This is a genomic window from Donghicola sp. (assembly GCF_025210255.1).
Lineage (GTDB): Bacteria > Pseudomonadota > Alphaproteobacteria > Rhodobacterales > Rhodobacteraceae > Donghicola > Donghicola eburneus.
In genome coordinates this window covers 134,347-151,363 of record NZ_JAOARZ010000024.1, presented here as the reverse complement: position 1 = coordinate 151,363, position 17,017 = coordinate 134,347, and the positions used below count along the sequence as shown (strand labels likewise).

At 60.4% G+C, this 17,017-nt stretch carries 15 protein-coding genes and 1 riboswitch; of the genes, 10 read left to right on the top strand and 5 right to left on the bottom strand.

Translation table 11 applies throughout. The annotated features are described in order from the left end of the window. The first annotated feature begins 375 nt into the window (after nucleotides 1-375). On the top strand, nucleotides 376-2,748 hold the full coding sequence (locus N4A58_RS11555; RefSeq protein WP_293709762.1) for a substrate-binding domain-containing protein: 2,373 nt from the start codon (nucleotides 376-378) through the stop codon (nucleotides 2,746-2,748). 20 nt (nucleotides 2,749-2,768) lie between these two features. Beyond that, nucleotides 2,769-4,061, top strand: a complete 1,293-nt coding sequence (locus tag N4A58_RS11550) for a hypothetical protein (protein WP_293709760.1) — start codon at nucleotides 2,769-2,771, stop codon at nucleotides 4,059-4,061. Nucleotides 4,062-4,096: 35 nt separating this feature from the next. On the opposite strand, the gene pqqE is transcribed toward N4A58_RS11550, so the two are convergent. The 5 genes from pqqE to pqqA are packed head-to-tail and all read right to left on the bottom strand — an operon-like array spanning nucleotide 4,097 to nucleotide 7,222. Further along, nucleotides 4,097-5,182, bottom strand: a complete 1,086-nt coding sequence (pqqE, locus tag N4A58_RS11545) for a pyrroloquinoline quinone biosynthesis protein PqqE (protein WP_293709758.1) — start codon at nucleotides 5,180-5,182, stop codon at nucleotides 4,097-4,099. After that, nucleotides 5,179-5,457: a pyrroloquinoline quinone biosynthesis peptide chaperone PqqD gene (gene pqqD / locus N4A58_RS11540; protein WP_293709756.1), complete on the bottom strand. Its 279-nt coding sequence runs from the start codon at nucleotides 5,455-5,457 to the stop codon at nucleotides 5,179-5,181. Before pqqD ends, pqqE begins: the two co-directional genes overlap by 4 nt. Beyond that, nucleotides 5,454-6,206, bottom strand: coding sequence for a pyrroloquinoline-quinone synthase PqqC (gene pqqC / locus N4A58_RS11535; RefSeq protein ID WP_293709754.1), 753 nt, complete (start codon nucleotides 6,204-6,206; stop codon nucleotides 5,454-5,456). Before pqqC ends, pqqD begins: the two co-directional genes overlap by 4 nt. Beyond that, entirely contained in the window at nucleotides 6,203-7,099 is an 897-nt protein-coding gene (pqqB, locus tag N4A58_RS11530) for a pyrroloquinoline quinone biosynthesis protein PqqB (RefSeq protein WP_293709752.1), read from the bottom strand. Before pqqB ends, pqqC begins: the two co-directional genes overlap by 4 nt. 24 nt (nucleotides 7,100-7,123) lie before the next feature. Further along, nucleotides 7,124-7,222 (bottom strand): pyrroloquinoline quinone precursor peptide PqqA, encoded by a 99-nt coding sequence (gene pqqA, locus N4A58_RS11525; RefSeq protein WP_176854878.1) that lies wholly within the window; start codon nucleotides 7,220-7,222, stop codon nucleotides 7,124-7,126. A 150-nt stretch (nucleotides 7,223-7,372) separates the two neighbouring features. Next, nucleotides 7,373-7,497, top strand: a riboswitch (TPP riboswitch). 141 nt (nucleotides 7,498-7,638) lie between these two features. Between pqqA and thiC the strand changes: the two genes are divergently transcribed. The 8 genes from thiC (at nucleotide 7,639) to N4A58_RS11485 (ending at nucleotide 16,917) form a co-directional block, all read left to right on the top strand. Then, nucleotides 7,639-9,438 (top strand): phosphomethylpyrimidine synthase ThiC, encoded by a 1,800-nt coding sequence (gene thiC / locus N4A58_RS11520; protein ID WP_293709751.1) that lies wholly within the window; start codon nucleotides 7,639-7,641, stop codon nucleotides 9,436-9,438. Beyond that, nucleotides 9,438-10,364, top strand: a complete 927-nt coding sequence (locus tag N4A58_RS11515; protein ID WP_293709750.1) for an FAD-dependent oxidoreductase — start codon at nucleotides 9,438-9,440, stop codon at nucleotides 10,362-10,364. The genes thiC and N4A58_RS11515 overlap by 1 nt, the downstream gene beginning before the upstream one ends. Further along, nucleotides 10,354-10,551, top strand: coding sequence for a sulfur carrier protein ThiS (gene thiS / locus N4A58_RS11510; RefSeq protein ID WP_293709748.1), 198 nt, complete (start codon nucleotides 10,354-10,356; stop codon nucleotides 10,549-10,551). Before N4A58_RS11515 ends, thiS begins: the two co-directional genes overlap by 11 nt. A gap of 3 nt (nucleotides 10,552-10,554) precedes the next feature. Next, complete coding sequence (locus tag N4A58_RS11505; RefSeq protein ID WP_293709746.1) at nucleotides 10,555-11,313, top strand: thiazole synthase; 759 nt, start codon at nucleotides 10,555-10,557, stop codon at nucleotides 11,311-11,313. Next, nucleotides 11,313-11,909, top strand: coding sequence for a thiamine phosphate synthase (locus N4A58_RS11500; protein ID WP_293709806.1), 597 nt, complete (start codon nucleotides 11,313-11,315; stop codon nucleotides 11,907-11,909). The genes N4A58_RS11505 and N4A58_RS11500 overlap by 1 nt, the downstream gene beginning before the upstream one ends. A gap of 3 nt (nucleotides 11,910-11,912) precedes the next feature. Beyond that, nucleotides 11,913-12,632: a hydroxymethylpyrimidine/phosphomethylpyrimidine kinase gene (locus tag N4A58_RS11495; protein WP_293709744.1), complete on the top strand. Its 720-nt coding sequence runs from the start codon at nucleotides 11,913-11,915 to the stop codon at nucleotides 12,630-12,632. A 193-nt stretch (nucleotides 12,633-12,825) separates the two neighbouring features. Then, nucleotides 12,826-13,863, top strand: coding sequence for an efflux RND transporter periplasmic adaptor subunit (locus N4A58_RS11490; protein WP_293709742.1), 1,038 nt, complete (start codon nucleotides 12,826-12,828; stop codon nucleotides 13,861-13,863). A 3-nt stretch (nucleotides 13,864-13,866) separates the two neighbouring features. Continuing rightward, a complete protein-coding gene (locus tag N4A58_RS11485) occupies nucleotides 13,867-16,917 on the top strand; it encodes an efflux RND transporter permease subunit (RefSeq protein ID WP_293709740.1) in 3,051 nt (1,016 codons plus the stop codon). The last annotated feature ends 100 nt before the right edge of the window (nucleotides 16,918-17,017 follow it).

Genomic DNA, 17,017 nt, shown 5'->3' with positions numbered 1-17,017 from the left:
AGTTGTATAATTGTCGCAAGGATCAGTTGCCCGAGGAAACTCGCAAAAACCATATTCTTAAATTTCTATTTGAGCGTGGGCGTTTAGGGCGACGTCCACGCAACTACAGGTTTTCAAAACGCTCATCTACTCACCGAAATTTGAGATGTGTTGCACTTTAAGGTTGCAAAGAAAGAATCTGTCGCCATGCTTTGGCTGCGGAAATTCATCATTTTCTGTCACATAACTGTAATGAATTATTGGGATTAGCTGGGGGGCGTTCCGACGAAATCACAGGGCTATGGGCTGCCGCGTTGCAATCTTTGATTGCATCGTGCTTGCGGAGCTTTGTCATTTGCGCGGGCCTTCTGGCGTAAGGGTATCAAGGGATTTTTGATGTTTAAGACCTTCGCTTCGGGTGTCTCGTGCTCGGTTGTGTTTGCGTTGCTCACGTCGACCGCCGCTGTGGCACAGGACAGCATGACTTTTGCGACCAGCGAGCCGTACGGCCTGATTTCGGGAAGTGAGCTGCCCGATGGCGGCGTGGGGACGCTGGCTTTCAAACACATCCTCGACAAGGCAGGCATCGCCGCAGACATCACTTTCGCGCCGACCTGGTCTGACGCAGAGGGTGGTGCACGCGATGGCACCTACGCTGGCGCCTTCCCCTATTACTATACTCTGAGCCGATCGCTGGGGTTCTTGTACACCGACGCGGTGCTCGCCGTGGGCGAGCGCCTGTATGCGCGGGACAACCGACTGAGTTCTTTGGATGACCTGAGCGGTCAGGATCTGTGCTATCCAGCGGGTTACAATCTGGCGACCTCGCTCCAACTGCGCGTGGATGCGGGCGATTTTGCACGCGTGACTGCAGATGACATGAACGGCTGCTTCCAGATGCTGTCGAATGGTGACGTCTTCGCGGTTCTCTCGGATCAGAGCGAAGCGGCTTTTGTTTTGAACTTTGCCGATTTTGATGTTTCGTCGATCCGCGAAAGCTCTTTTGATCTGGCACGTCGCACCCTTCACCTGATGTTGCCCTTTGACATGCCGAACGCAGCGGCGACCATTGAGGCATTCAACGCGGCGTTGGCCGAGGCCCGCGACAGCGGCGAGCTTGCAGAGCTGCTCAAGGACCGGATTGATGTGGATCTGCTGCCCGCAAGCGCCACTGACTATCGCCTGAAATCAGCGGTCGAAGCGACCCTTAAGCTGCATGATGGTTCGCGCCAAAAAGGCATGGTCCTAGAGGTGGCACCGGGCCGCTATGACGTGAACACCCAATACGGGCCGATCACGTATCCCCGCAGCATTATCGCCGATATCTGCCCCGCCGATGGCTGCCCCGAAGATCTGGTCGTTGCCGAGGCACCCGCCGCCGAGGCCGAGGCGCAAGACGTTGCCGAGGTCGTTGCAGAAGATGTGGCCGAGGCAGTGGTCGAGGCCGACGTCGTGGCCAGCATTCAGCCCACCGCTCTGCGTCTGCACGGCTCGAACACCATCGGGGCGCAGTTGGCTCCGGCGCTGCTTGAGGCGTGGGTCGCCCAAGAAGGCGCATCCATGGGCGCATGGGTTCTGGGTGACGAGAACGAGCGTTCAGTCGAAATCGAGGGCGAACTCCCCGGCGGTGTGAGTGAAATCACTCTGGCCGCGCACGGCAGCTCCACCGGCTTCCGCGCCATGCTACAAGGCGAGGCGGACATCGCGATGGCCTCGCGCCGGATTAAGGACGAAGAGCGCAACGACCTGCAGGTCGCAGGCTACTCCGACCCGCTGGCCGAAGGCGCCAATGGCGAGATCGTGGTCGGCCTTGATGGCGTGGCGATCATCGTGCACCCCGACAACCCTGTCCGCGAGCTGAGCATCGAGCAGGTCCGCGATATTTTTGCCGGTATCGTGACCAACTGGATCCAGATCGGCGGGCCCGACATGCCCATCGTGGTGCATGCGCGAGATGACAAGTCGGGCACTTTTGACACCTTTGACTCGCTGGTGATGAACGACTTGCCGCTGATCTCGTCAGCCAAGGAATTCGAGTCCAACGCCAACCTGTCGGATGCGGTCCGCGCAGAGCCCGGAGCGATTGGCTTCACCGGTCTGTCCTATGTGCGCAATGCCAAGGCGCTGCCGCTCAAGGTGTGCGATGCGATCCACAGCCCCACCGCCTTCTCGGTAAAAACCGAAGAGTACCCGCTGAGCCGCCGTCTCTATATGTACAAGAACGCCAGCGCCGATCCGGCGGATGTCGAAGCGTTCACCGACTTTGTTGTTGGCGAAGGCCAAGAGCAGTTGGAAAAGCATGGCTTTGTTGACCTGAACCTAGGCGTGCGCTCCGGCTGGGAAGCGGTCGATGCGCTGGCCAACATCCAGTTCATGCCACACCAGAACGGTCCGGTTGTCCGTGACTACGTTTTGACTGTCCGTGACATGGATCGCCTTAGCGCCACGTTCCACTTCGTCACCGGTTCTTCGGATTTGGATGCGCGCTCTGTGGATGACATGGGCCGTCTGGTTGAGTGGATGAACCAGCCCGAAAATGCAGACCGCAAGCTGGTCTTTGCAGGGTTTGCCGACAACACCGGTGGGTATGAGCTGAACCTCGAAATTTCGCGTAATCGGGCGCAGGCTTTGGCTGACCAACTGCGCGCCGAACTCGGACGCGATGTCGACATCAAGGTCATGGCGGTCGGCGAAGATGCACCCGTCGCATGCAACGACGAGACTGGCTACGACCGCAACCGCCGCGTCGAAGTTTGGGCGTCGCGTTGATTGATAAAAAGGGGAGTGTAATGCGTATTCTGTTTAAAACACTCGGCGTCGCGGTGTTGTGCGCGACGATGCAGCCGGTCCTTGCTGAGACCACGGCAGAGGCTGCGGCCGCCGCTGAGGTGCGCCAAGCCGTCCGGATCGAAGCGCCATCCGAGCTGCCTAAAGCGGCTGTCGCCCCGGCAGCCCCCGAAACCGAAGGAGGGGCCGGTTTGGCCCTTCCCAAGGGGTTTGATGCCCCCAAACTGGATCAGAAAGCCGTCGCCCAAGCGCCAACGCCTGCGCCCATCCCTGTGGCGGATGAAAACCCTGCGCCGGTCATGCCAGCCTGCGACGACCCGCGCACGGTCGAACTGGTAGAAACTGACACAGGCACGGCTTTGGTGGTCGCGCCGATCTGTGCGGATCAGGTGCGTTTGTCGCTGACCGATCGCGATGGCGCTATTCTGAAGCCGGAGTTCAACGTGATCGACAGGACATTGCGCGCGGACCTGCCCTGTGGGCGTGTCTTCAAGGCGGTCAAGATGATGGTTGGTTTTCAGCCGGTCTCTGTCGGTCTGGTCCCGCGGGAATTGCCTTGCAGCGAGCAGGTCATCGAAGCCGCGATGCCGGTTGAAGAGGCTGCGCCTACTGCCCCCGCTGTCCCGCAGAGCGGCTGTGGCAATGCCTTTGACGGTGCGGTGGTGGATGGCATTCTGACCGCAGGCTTCAGCGGCTGCAACGAAGGCGAAGTGGTGACCTTGACCTACCGCGACCATGCCTTTGACGGGATCGCGGGCGCCGATGGCATGGCGCAGATCAACCTGCCTTTGCTGAGTGAGACCGCTGTGATTCAAATGGCTGACGGCGCCGAGCAAGAGGTCACCTGGCCAGAGGCGAACCGCACCATTCGCGTCGTTCTCGCATGGGAACAGCCGGTTGATCTGGACCTCTACGTTCTGGAGCCTGGTCAGAGCTATAACACCTTCGAAGGTGCAGCCCATGCCGTGGCGCAGACAGCTGAGGATGCGTTGGGCCGCATGGTTCACACCTCCGAAGGTGCGCAAGGGCTTGTGTTCGAGGTGTATGACAGCCTGCAGAATGGCGGCGCCCAAGGCTACGGGACGGTCGTCGTTACGGACGTCAGCCGTGGTCTGGTGCCAACTGGCGATCATTGCGGAAGCGGTCCGCTGGCGGGTCCAGACTTCTACGTGATGAGCGGTGGTGCCGAAGCGCTGCAAGAGATGCACTTCGCCTTTACCAAATCGGAGTGCGGGTCAGAATTGTCGCACGGGGAATATTACCGCCGCGTCGATGACATCCGACCTTTCTGGTGATACAATAGGGGCGGCTCTCGGGCCGCCCTGTTCCGTTAGCCTGCCGCGGTGCGGTAAGTGATTTCGGTGGTTTCTTCGGCTGAAAAACCATCGGCCAAAGCGCGCATTTTATCGTTGTGGGGCGACTTAATGCAGACCGGATCGGTCGCGTTCGCATCTCCTGCCACGGCCAGCGCCTGACACCGACAGCCGCCAAAATCGATCTTCTTGCGATCGCAGCTCTGGCAGGGTTCGGGCAGGAAATCGGTGCCGCGATAGCTGTTGAAAGCATCGCTCTGGTACCAGATGTCGGCCAAGGGTTTATCGCGCACATTCTCGAAGTTCAGGTGCTTGATCGTCTGCGCCGCGTGGCAGGGTAGAACCTGTCCGTCCGGCGCGATGTTCAGGCCCGTGGTACCCCAGCCGCCCATGCAGCGCTTGGGGTAGTCGCTGTGGTAATCGGCGGGGACAAAGTCGATGACCAGCGTTCCCTTTAGATCCTCGCGCGCCTGCGCAACGATGCGCTCGGCCTCTTTGGCTTGTTCACGGGTGGGCATCAGCACGTTGCGATTCAGCATCGCCCAACCGTAGAACTGAACGATGGCGACCTCGATCCGGCGGGCGCCCATTTCCACGGCCATTTCCAGCGCACGGGGAAGTTGGTGCAGGTTCTGGCGGTGCAGAACGGCGTTCAGGGTCAGGGGGAAGCCAATGTCCTTGATCCAGCCAGCCACCTGCATTTTGCGGTCATACCCACCCCGATAGCCGCCGATGCGGTCGGCCATCTCGGCGTCGGTTCCCTGAAGCGACAGCTGGATGTGATCCAGCCCCGCCGCGTCCAACTCGTGCATCCGCTTTTCGGTCAGACCGATGCCCGAGGTGATCAGGTTCGTGTACAGCCCCGCATCCCGCGCGCCCTTGACCAGTTCTGTCAGGTCGCGCCGCGTGGCCGGTTCGCCGCCAGACAAGTGCAGTTGCAGGACACCCATATCGGCGGCCTGCTTGAACGTCGAAAGCCATTCTTCGGTCGTCAATTCGCCCGAACGTGCCGCCAGTTCGACAGGGTTCGAGCAATAGGGGCAGGACAGGGGACAGCGGTGGGTCAGCTCGGCCAGCATGGCCAGAGGGGCGGGAACCTTCATGCGCGCACCTCCAGAAAGCGGCGCTCGGCCAGTTGGCCGAGGAACTGTTGCACGTCGCCTGCGATCTGGTCGGCGGGGGCATCATATTTCGCGGCCAGCCGGTCCACGATCAGCGCAAGCCCGCTAGAGCCGTCCAGTTCGGTGATGATCGCGTGGCCGATCATATCAAGGCTGATCGTCCGCTCGGGCGCCAGCAGCACCCAACGGTCACGCACGTGGTCGCGGTGCAGACGCACACCGCGCGGCAAATAGGGAACAGCATTGGGCGCGATCATGCCGTGGCTCGCAGGGCCAACTCATAGGTCCCGGGCTGCCAGCCGCCGGGCGGGATGCGGCCGGGCGCGACATACGCCGAATACAGCGCATCGAGCTGGGACCACAGCACGTCGGTTTTGAACTCGAGCGCAGCGGCGGCGGCGTCCTGCTTTTCCTGCGTGTCCGCGTTATCCAGCACGTATTTCAGGCCGAACGCGACGTCCTTGGGGGCCTCGTTCAAACGGCGCTGGAAGTAGGACATGCTGCGATCGTTGGCGAAGTCATAGTTCGCCAGCAGACCCTTGATCCGGTCTGCGTGGATTTTCGGCGCAAACAGTTCGGTTAGCGATGCTGCCACAGCCTCAAGCAACGGCTTTTCGCGGACAAAGCGCACATAAGCATCAACAGCGAATTTGGTGGCGGGCAGCACGCCCTGCTTGCTGGCCACATAGTCGCGGTCCAGACCCACGGCATCGGCTAGACGCAGCCAGCGTTCGATGCCGCCCTCGTTCTCGCCATGGCCGTCGTGATCCTCGATCCGGCTGCGCCATTCGCGGCGCAGGGCGGGGTCTTCGACGCGGGACATAAAGGCGGCGTCCTTCATCGGGATGCTGGCCTGATAGTAAAAGCGGTTGATCACCCAAGCGCGCACCTGCGCAGGGGTGCATTCCCCGCCGTGCAGCATGTGATGAAAGGGGTGCTTGTCGTGATAGCGGTCGGCACCGATCTGGCGCAGGCGGGCTTCGAATTCCTCGCGGCTGGCGGTCATAGGGTGATCTCCATCCCGTCCTGCCCGATGGTCCAGCCGTTTGCTTCGGCTTCGGCGCGCTCGGCGCTTTCGGGGCGCAGGACTGGGTTGCTGTTGTTCATGTGGACATAGACTTTGCGAAGGACACCCAGATCGGCAAACGCGGCCATCGACCCATCAGGCCCTGACATCGAGATATGGCCCATGCGCTGCCCTGTCTTTTGCGACAGGCCCATGTCGATCATCTCGTTGTCCTGCCAGAGGGTGCCGTCGAACATCACCATATCCGCGCCGCGCAAACGATCCGCTAGATCATCTTTCACCAGCGCGCAGCCGGGGATGTAATAGGCATCCTTGCCGCCCGCTTGCAGGTGAACGCCGACGGTTTGTTCGCCCTCGAGGTCGGTCTGTACGACCTCGCCTTCCATATACAGTGGCACCTTGCCCGGAACCGCGAACAGGGTCGCGGTCAGGTCAAGGGCCAGTTCGAACGGTTGGTTTAGGGCGATTTCCTCGCGCAGCACGATGTTGTGGCGCAGGGCGTCAAAGATGGGGTTTTGGGCTAGCACGCTGTGGATTTCGGCCGTGGCGAACAGCTTGAACGGTTGCTGTTCGCGCAGGATGAGTAGCCCTGCCACGTGGTCAATATCGCCGTTGGTCACCATCACCGACCGCAGGGGCAATTCCCGCAGGGCCGTCGGGTGCAGTTCCGGCGTGCGCGCCATCTGGTCACGAATGTCAGGAGAGGCGTTCAGGATCGCCCAATCCGAGCCGTTGCCGCTAAACGCGACCGAGCTCTGTGTCTGGGAGGGGATTTTCCCCGCCCGTGCGAGATTGCAATTCTCGCACCCGCAGTTCCATTGGGGGAGACCGCCACCGGCTGCCGCCCCCAGGATTCGTGCGCGAAGTGTCATAGGCCTGCCTCGCGCTTCGGGTTCTTAGAACAGAACGCCGTGGTCGTCGCCCGAGTCGGGGCCGTACATGTTGATTTCCATGCCGCACTCGATCTCTTTCAAAACGGGTTTTGCCCAAGCCATGATTTTCTCCTCCCTAAGATTGAATCGCTGGTCGGATCACTATGGGCGAGCCGCATACGCAGAGTCAGTAAGACTATGGTCGGTGCTGGCAGGGTGTTGCCGCCACTGGGATCACAAGAATTGACATCTAGGCGCGAGTTCGCAATGGTGCACGCACGTCGGGGGAGTTCCGCTTAGGGAACTGAGAGGCTGACAGCGGGGGAAACCCTGCGGTGACGCGACCCTTTGAACCTGACCCAGTTGATACTGGCGTAGGAAGACCGAAGGGCACTCCGTTTCTCGCTGAACTTTGCGAGCGGTCCTTTCGGGCCGCTGACGGCCCTATTGCGCGCGCTGTGTCGTGCGGGGCCTGCGTGGCCCCTTTCTGCCACCTGTTTCGCTTGGGTCTTTTCGAGAATGTCTTGAGGAGACCATAGATGAAAGACAACGCAACACCGACCATCACTACGGGAAATATGCCCGCGGCCACCAAGGTGTTCATTCCTGGCCAGACCTATGACATCCGCGTGCCTCTGCGCCACATCCAAGTGGGCGGCGGCGAGCCGCCCGTCGCGGTTTACGACAGCTCTGGCCCGTACACAGATCCTGCCGTGCAAACCGATATTCAACAGGGTCTCGCGGTGCAGCGTGGGGAATGGCAACAGGCCTGCGGAGACGTCGAAAGCTATACTGGCCGCGCCGTGACTGCCGCCGATAATGGCTATGCCGAAGGCAACAGGCTGGTCCCGGCCTTTCCCAACCAGCGCGACCCGCTGCGCGCGGTCGGCGACCGGGCCATCACTCAGATGGCCTATGCCAAAGCGGGCATCGTCACCCCCGAGATGGAGTACGTAGCGATCCGCGAAAATGTGGGCCGGACTCTGGCATGGGACAAAGAGCGTGATGGCGAGGATTTTGGCGCTTCGATCCCCGATCTGGTGACACCCGAATTCGTCCGTCAGGAAATCGCTGCGGGCCGTGCGATCATCCCCGCGAATATCAACCACCCCGAGTTGGAACCGATGATCATCGGACGCAACTTCCTTGTGAAAATCAACGCCAACATCGGCAATTCGGCTGTGACCTCAAGCATGGAGGAAGAGGTTGAAAAGATGGTCTGGGCCATCCGCTGGGGCGCGGACACAGTCATGGACCTGTCCACGGGCCGGAATATCCACAACATCCGCGACTGGATCATCCGCAACAGCCCCGTTCCGATTGGGACCGTCCCGCTGTATCAGGCGCTGGAAAAGGTGAATGGCATCGCCGAAGACCTGACATGGGAGGTGTATCGCGATACGCTGATCGAGCAGGCCGAGCAGGGTGTCGATTACTTTACCATCCATGCAGGCGTTCGCCTGCATATGATCCCGATGACGGTTGATCGCGTGACAGGGATCGTCAGTCGGGGTGGCTCGATCATGGCCAAGTGGTGTCTGCACCATCACCGCGAGAGCTTCCTCTACGAGCATTTCGAAGAGATCTGCGATATCTGCCGCAAGTACGACGTGTCCTTTAGCCTTGGCGACGGTTTGCGTCCCGGCTCAGTCGCTGATGCCAATGATCAGGCGCAGTTTGCAGAGCTAGAGACTTTGGGCGAGTTGACCAAGATCGCGTGGGCCAAGGATTGTCAGGTCATGATCGAAGGCCCGGGCCATGTGGCAATGCACAAGATCAAAGCGAACATGGACAAGCAGCTAAAGCATTGTGACGAGGCTCCGTTTTACACGCTTGGGCCGCTCACCACTGACATCGCGCCGGGCTATGACCACATCACGAGCGCCATCGGGGCGGCGATAATCGGCTGGTTCGGGACCGCGATGCTGTGCTACGTGACGCCCAAAGAGCACCTTGGTCTGCCAGACCGAGATGACGTGAAAACCGGCGTGATCACTTATAAACTAGCGGCCCACGCGGCGGACTTGGCCAAAGGCCACCCTGGCGCGCAGCTTCGCGACGATGCGATCAGTCGCGCGCGTTTCGAATTCCGGTGGGAGGATCAATTCAACCTGTCGCTGGACCCGGACACCGCGCGCGCTTTCCACGACGAGACCATGCCCAAAGAGGCGCACAAGGTCGCCCATTTCTGCTCCATGTGTGGGCCGAAGTTCTGCTCTATGCGGATCAGCCATGACATTCGCGCAGAGGCGCAAAAGTCAGAAGGGATGGAGGCGATGGCCGCCAAATTCCGCGAGGGCGGGCAGCTCTATGTGCCTGCCAAAGAGGATGCGGAGTGATGTATTCGGTCCTTGGGGCAGGGGTGACGGGGCTGTGCGTGGCCACAGCCCTGTCCGAACGTGGGCTCCCTGTGGAACTGGTCGACGACGGAGGAATTCCGGCTTCGCACTGGGCGGGCGGTATGCTCGCGCCCATGTGCGAGGGCGAAAGCGCCCCGCCAGAAGTCGCGCGCATGGGCAAACACGCTGCAGATTGGTGGAGCGCCCGTTTTGAAGGGGTGGCGTGGCGCGGGACTTTGGTCGTTGCGCCGCCACGCGACCAAGCCGAGCTGCTCAGGTTTTCCCGTGCGACGCGGGGGCACCACACCGTCGATCCCGCCGAGTACGAGGCAGATTTGCAGGGCAGGTTCACCCGTGCGCTCTACTTCCCCGAAGAGGCGCATATGGACCCCCGCTCCGCCATGTCCTGTTTGCACGCTCGGCTGGCAGAGCGGGGCGTTGTGACGGTGGAAAGGCCCAAGGGTCAGCTCATCGATTGCCGAGGGCTTGCGGCCCGCGACCAGCTGCCCGACCTGCGCGCAGTACGGGGCGAGATGCTTTTGGTGCGTGCACCTGACGTACACCTCAGCCGCACCGTTCGCCTCTTGCACCCGCGCTTTCCTTGCTACGTCGTCCCACGCGGCGATGGCCTGTATATGATTGGCGCAACCATGATCGAAAGCGATGATGCGGGCCCCATCTCCGCCCGTGCCTTGGTAGAGATGCTGTCTGCGGCTTATGCGCTGCACCCAGCATTCGCCGAGGCGCAGGTGATCGAGACAGGCGCAGGTCTGCGCCCGAGTTTTCCTGACAACATTCCCTGTATTCGCGAAACCTGTGGCCGCATCCACGTCAACGGGATGTACCGACACGGATTCTTAACGTCGCCATATCTGGCCGAAAGCCTCGCGGACAGGCTGAGCAATGAGATAAAGCATGCAAGTTGAACTGAACGGCAAACCGACTGAAACCAACGCCTCCACCCTAGCGGAGCTTGTCGAGGTTGAGGGTTTTGAAGCCCCCTGCGTGGCCACTGCTGTGGATGGCGTCTTTGTCCCAAAAGCCACGCGCGACACGGTGACTCTGACCGAGGGCATCCGCGTCGAAGTGCTCTCACCAATGCAGGGGGGCTGAGCGATGTTCTATGGCGTAGAGTTGGGCAGCCGTCTGATGTTGGGCACTGCGCAATACCCGTCTCCGGCGGTTCTGGCCAAAGCAATTGAGGTCAGTGGGACAGAGGTGATTACCGTCAGCTTGCGCCGCGAGGGCAGCGGGGGGGCTGCGTTCCGCGATCTGATCGCAGGCAGTGGCTGCCGTATCCTGCCCAATACGGCTGGATGCCACACCGCCAAAGAGGCCATCACCACAGCGCACATGGCCCGCGAAGTCTTTGGCACCAACTGGATCAAGCTCGAGCTCATCGGCCACGCGGACACACTGCAGCCAGACCCCTTTGCCTTGGTCGAGGCTGCGCGCGTGCTCTGTGCAGACGGTTTCGAGGTCTTCCCTTACACAACAGAGGACCTGATCGTCGGAGAAAAACTTCTGGACGCGGGGTGTCAGGTGTTGATGCCGTGGGGCGCCCCGATCGGATCGGGTCAAGGGCTTCGGAATAGTGCCGCCCTGCAAACGATGCGTGCGCATTTCGCTGGTGTGCCCTTGGTCGTGGATGCGGGGATCGGTGCGCCAAGCCAAGCCGCGCAGGCCATGGAGATGGGTTTTGACGCCGTGCTTTTGAACACTGCTGTGGCGAAGGCGGTCGATCCCGTTGCGATGGCTCGCGCCTTTGGCATGGCGGTTTCGGCAGGTCGCTTGGCCCATGATGCAGGGCTCATGCCAGCCCGAGATATGGCTGCGGCCTCGACTCCGATCTTTGGGATGGCAGAGTTGGCATGATGGAGAAGCTCTATCTGATCACGGGCACAGCAGACCTGCTCGAGCGACTGGTTCCCTTGGGCGTCAAACTGGTCCAACTGCGTGTCAAGGATGCCGCCACCGCCGATCTGCGAGTCCAAACCGTCCACGCGCGTGAGTGCTGCGCGAAGCACGGGGTACAGTTAATTTTGAATGATTATTGGGAGTTGGCCTTGGAATTGGGCCTCGACTTTGTCCATCTGGGCCAAGAAGATATGGATGCCGCCGACTTTGGTGCCTTGCGCCGCGCAGGCGTGCGCTATGGACTGTCGACCCATGACGATGACGAACTTGAGCGGGCGCTTGCTTTGGATCCCGCTTACGTCGCGCTCGGTCCGGTTTACCCAACCATTCTGAAGCAGATGAAATGGGCGCCCCAAGGCGTTGATCGTGTGCGGGAGTGGAAGTCGCGCGTTGGCCAGACGCCTTTGGTCGCGATTGGTGGGCTCACGCCAGAGCGGGCGGTTGGCGTTTTGCATGCGGGCGCGGACAGTGCGGCGGTCGTTACAGACATTCAGCTGGCCGATAGCCCCGAAGCACGAACCCAAGAATGGCTGACCACCCTGAGGGACGTTTAACCCATGGCGGTCGTTTTGGCGATTGGCGGGCTAGATTCCAGTTGCGGGGCAGGGGTGCTGCGCGATGCTCAGACCATCCAGTCTCTGGGGCATCTGGCAAGAGTCGCCGCGACCGCCGTCACGGCCCAGTCGGATGCGGGCGTTATGGATGTACATCCGGTGTCAAGCGCGACGCTAAAAGCACAGATGGTGCCGGCGAGCGCGGTCAAGATCGGCATGCTTTGTGATGCGCAGAGAGCTCAGACGGTCGTCCACGCAATGGGGTGCCACAGCGCGCCGATCGTCCTTGATCCTGTTCTGGCCGCGTCATCTGGGGCCCCATTGCTGGACGACCAAGGCATTGAAACCTTGCTTACAAAACTACTGCCTCTGGTCACTCTGGTGACCCCGAACCTGCCTGAACTGGCTCGTCTTGCCATGTTGTGTGGCGAGCACAGCCCTGAGCTGCAGATCCAAGCGCGGGTGCTGATGGCCCGGGGTGCAGGCGCTGTGTTGATCAAAGGGGGCCATGCACAAGGTCCGTCTGCCACAGATTATTTGGTCATGTCTCATGGGGTGAAGACTTTGGACGGGCCGCGCTTTGGTGGGGCGCGGCGGGGAACCGGGTGCACGCTGTCCAGCGCGATCGCTTGCGGGTTGGCCGAGGGGCGATCTCTGCCCGAGGCCTGTGTGTTGGGCAAGCAAACGGTTTCAGAGCTATTTGCGCGACCGACCACCGCATGAAACGCCCGCGCCGCTGACGTGCTACGCATTCACGAAGAGTCGTGTGTGCAAATCAGCATGCGAAATAGTCGTGCGGAACTGTTGCATTTTCGGGGGTAAAGTTAGAACTAAACCGATCAGTTCAGAAAATTTCTGGCATAATCGCGTTGGGCTGTTTTAATGGCTCCGAACCCCAATTCCGCAGAGGATCCCCATGCGCAGACTACATGCCCTCCTTGCCGCGCTGGTGCTCACCGCGCCTCTGGCCTCTCCTTTGGTCGCCCAAGAGGTGCCCAAACCCGTGAAATTGATGACCGTCACGTCCGAGCCGCAACAGGTCGAGCGCCGGTTTTATGGACAGGTCACTGCCCTGCAAACCGTTGATCTGGCGTTTCAGGTCGGCGGGCAGATCGAGGTGCTGACCGCTCCCGAAGGTCAAGTCATTCCCGAAGGCGAGGTCATCGCCCAACTTGATCTGGACGCATACGAGCGCGCGCGGTCTCAGGCTGATGTGAACCTAGACAAGGCGCGCCGGGACTTGTCCCGACTGGAGTCCCTGAGTGGGGCTGCTGTCAGTGAAGTGTCCATCCGCGATGCACGCACGCAGGTGCAACTGGCGGAAATCGCCCTGCAAGACGCAGAGGCCAATCTGGATCACGCGACCTTGCGCGCGCCGTTTGACGCGCTCGTCGCCCGCCGCGAGATTGCGAACTTTACCACGGTGTCGGCGGGTACGCCTGTGGTGCGTCTGCATGACGTGTCTGAAATGCGTGTCGAGATCGACGTCCCTGAAGTGCTGTTTCGGCAAGCAGGCCAAAATGGCAGTGTTAGTTTCGAAGCGGAGTTCCCGGGGGGATCCGAACGCTTTCCGCTGGTCTCACGCGAGTTCGAGGCAGAGACCAGCGCGCTTGGCCAGAGCTATACTTTGACGCTGGCGTTCGAGCAGAACCCAGGCGCAGGAATCTATCCCGGTGCGTCTGTTTCTGTCTTGGCGCGCGCGGAAATGCCCGCTCAAGAGGCTGTGTTCCTGCCGGAAACCGCGCTGACCTTTGATGCTGCGGGCGATCCTATGGTCATGGTGTTCGATGAAGCTGGCACCGTTACCGCGACGCCTATCGAGATCGAGATCGCCCTCGATGGGCGCGTGCGTCTGGTGGATGGTTTGGAAAACGGCACCGAAATCGTTAGCACCGGCGCCTCGCAACTGCAGGACGGGCAGTCCGTCCGCCGCTTTACCCGCGTCGGAGAGTGATCCATGTCTATTGCACGCGCGTCCATTGATAAGGCGCTGATTACATGGCTCCTGATGATCGGTTGCCTTCTTGGCGGGATTTGGGGCTTTGCTACGATTGGTCGCCTCGAAGACCCCGCTTTTACCATCAAGCAAGCGGTGGTGATCACCCAGTATAGCGGCGCTTCGGCGGATCAGGTGGCCCGAGAGGTGACCGAACCGTTGGAATCCGCCATCCAGAAGATGTCCGAGGTGAAGAGCATCACTTCGTCCAATAAGCCAGGTGTCAGCCGCATCGATGTCGAAATCGAAAGCATCTACGACGGCACAGAGCTGCCCCAAATCTGGGATAAGCTGCGCAAACGTGTGAACGACGCACGGGGCAGTTTGCCATCTGGCGCAGGCACGCCCTACGTGAATGACAGTTTTGGCGACGTGTTTGGTGTGTTCTATGCGATCCAGACACCGGGTTTCACAGACGCGGAAACCCACGAAATCGCAGAGTTCTTGCGACGTGAATTGCTGACCGTTGATGGCGTAGCGGATGTGGACCTGCAGGGTCTGCCCGAAGAGGCGGTCTATGTGACCCCAGACATGGCAATCATTCGGAACCTTGGTGTGTCACCCGCTGCGATTGCGACGGCGATTGCGAATTCGAACGCAGTGGCGAGCGCGGGGAGCGTGACCTCGAACGGGCAGGATATTCGCATCGAAGCCCCCCAAGGCTCTAACACCGTCGAAGAGATTGCCCGCCTGACCATCGGCGTTCAGGGCGAAATTATCGATCTGCTCGATCTGGCGACCGTCACACGTGAACGCGTGTCCGATCCAGACATGATCATCCGGTTCAACGGCCAAGAAGCCTTTACCATGGGTGTCTCGGGCAAATCCGGCCAGAACATCGTGGATATTGGACATCGCATTGATGACCGTCTTGGGACTCTGACGCGCGATTTGCCCGCGGGCGTAGAGATTCACCCCGTTTACCAGCAGCACATTGTTGTTGAAGAAGCATCGAATGCCTTCCTCGTGAACCTTGCGATGTCGGTGGCGATTGTGGTGATCGTTCTGGCGCTGTTCATGGGCTGGCGTGCTGCCGTGGTGGTCGGGGCGACCCTGCTGTTGACCGTGGTGGGCACTGTCTTCTTCATGGCGATCTTCGGTATCGAGATGGAGCGTATCTCGCTTGGTGCTCTGATCATTGCGATGGGCATGCTGGTGGACAACGCAATCGTGGTGGCCGAAGGGATGCAGGGTGACATGGCACAGGGCAAGACTGCCCGAGATGCGGCCGAAGATGTGGCGAGCAAAACCCAGACCCCATTGCTTGGGGCGACGGTGATTGGGATCATGGCCTTTGCCGGGATCGGGTTGTCGCCAGATGCCACGGGCGAATTCCTGTTCTCGCTGTTTGCGGTCATCGGTATTTCGCTGCTGCTGTCGTGGGTGCTGGCCATTTCGGCAACGCCGCTGTTGGGGCACTACTTCTTCAAGGTCGGCGACGGGAACGCAGATGGCAACTACAGTGGCCCGATTTTCCGCGCCTATCGCAACACGCTGAATCTGGCGCTGACGTTGCGCTGGCCCGTGCTGGCCGCGCTGGGGGTTGTGACTGTGATGTGTTACATCGGCTTTGGTCAGGTAAAGCAGCAGTTCTTCCCCGACTCCAACACGCCGCTGTTCTACGTGCATTACAAGTTGCCGCAGGGCGGAAGTATTCACCAAACCGCCGATGAGATGACCATCCTTGAGGATTGGCTGAAGGACCGCGAAGAGGTGGTCTCGGTAGCGACGTTCGTTGGCGGTGGCGCGAGCCGCTTCATGTTGACCTACGCCCCAGAAGAGGCGTTGCCGACCTACGGTCACCTGATCATCCGCACCCACAACCTAGACGAAATCCCCCAGCTGCGGTCCGATCTAGAAAGCTTTGGCCGCAGTCAGCTGGTCGCGGGGGAATTTCGGACAGAACGTCTGGCCTTTGGACCTGGTGGCGGTGCGCCGATCGCCGCGCGCTTCTCCGGCAGCAATCCGGTGATCCTGCGGGAATTGGCTGCCGAAGCGGCAGATCGGATGCTGGCGGCGTCGGATCAGTTGCAAGACTTGCGCACGGACTGGCGTGAACGGGAATTGGTTCTGAAACCCATCTATGCCGAGGATCGCGCCCAAGCGGTCGGTGTGTCACGTGAAGACCTAGCTTCGGCCTTCCTGACGGCGACCGACGGCATTCAGGCGGGCACATACCGCGAGGATGATCGCCTGATTCCCATCGTTGTCCGTAATGATCTGGTGACGGACCAAGGTGCACCCGATCTGGTCGACCAGCTGGTCTATTCCAGTGCGGCAAACGCTTACATTCCTGTGCTCCAGTTGATCGACGGTTTCGATTACGAGGCGCAGAACACTCTGATCCAGCGTCGCGACCGTCTACCTACGATCACGGTCGAAGCCGGTGTGGTCGATGGGGCCAACGCTGCTGCGGTGTTCAACGCCATCCGCGCGGATATCGAAGCGATGGAACTGCCCGACGGCTACATGCTGGAATGGGGCGGGGAATACGAGAACTCGACCGAAGCCCAAAGCAGCCTTGGCAAGCAGTTGCCGCTGTCCTTGCTAATCATGATCGTGATCTCGATCTTGCTGTTCGGACGTCTGCGCCAGCCGCTGATCATCTGGCTCTTGGTGCCGATGGCGGTGAACGGTGTGGCTTTGGGTCTGTTGGGAACGGGCCTGCCCTTTAGCTTTACCGCACTCTTGGGTCTGCTCAGCTTGTCGGGGATGCTCATCAAGAACGGCATCGTTCTGGTCGAAGAAATCGATCTGGTCCGCGCCGAGGGCGTGCTTTTCCGTCAAGCAGTTCTGGATGCCTCGACCTCGCGTTTGCGTCCTGTGGTCTTGGCGGCGGCCACGACGATTCTGGGGATGATTCCCCTTTTGTCGGACGCGTTCTTTGCCTCAATGGCGGTGACGATCATGGGCGGTCTGGGCTTTGCGTCGATCCTGACGCTCGTGGCGGCTCCGGTGCTGTATTACATGTTCTTCTTCCGAGAACGCCGTGCCGAAGCGGCTGAAGCCTAAGAAAATCCCAAAGAAACAAAGGGGCGCGTTCATCGCGCCCTTTTTATTTGATACAACGATAGGGTGTGGCATTTCCGCTAGTCTTGTTTGATTTTCTAAC